Annotated in this window: 1 protein-coding gene; it reads right to left on the bottom strand. The window is 68.2% G+C overall.

Annotated elements, in window-relative coordinates:
* The coding region (locus AC07RN_RS21475) for an oxygenase MpaB family protein (RefSeq protein ID WP_478337300.1) at positions 1-390 on the bottom strand (390 nt) is incomplete at both ends.

Here is a 390-nt window from a genome sequence, read left to right as displayed (position 1 = left end):
CATCCGCACCGGGAGCGGTGCCCTGCCGCCGGAGAGCAGACCACGCACGTACGCGCGCACCTGGTCGTCCACCATGGCGGTCTCGATCATCCGGTCCCAGTACGTGTCGAACTCGCTGCGGGTCGCCGGCCACATGTCCGCCCGGACCTGCAGCGCCGTCCCGTACACCGCCGACTGTCTGTACAGCCGCTCGGCATCGGCATCCGACAGCTGCCCGAAGAACCGCTGGTACATGTCGAAACCGTTGCGGTGCAACGTGGCTGCCACCCACAGCTGCAGTTCGGGATCGAACGCGTTGTACCGCTCCGACCGCACTGGGGCGTGCGCCCGGTTCACCAACCGCACCACCGCCTGCTTCTCCTCGGCGCCGAGGGTGACGGCGTACACGAA

It is taken from the genome of Lelliottia sp. GFLA7 (assembly GCF_056490165.1).
Note: the sequence above shows the minus strand (reverse complement) of the source record. Positions and strands in the feature narration are given on the sequence as shown.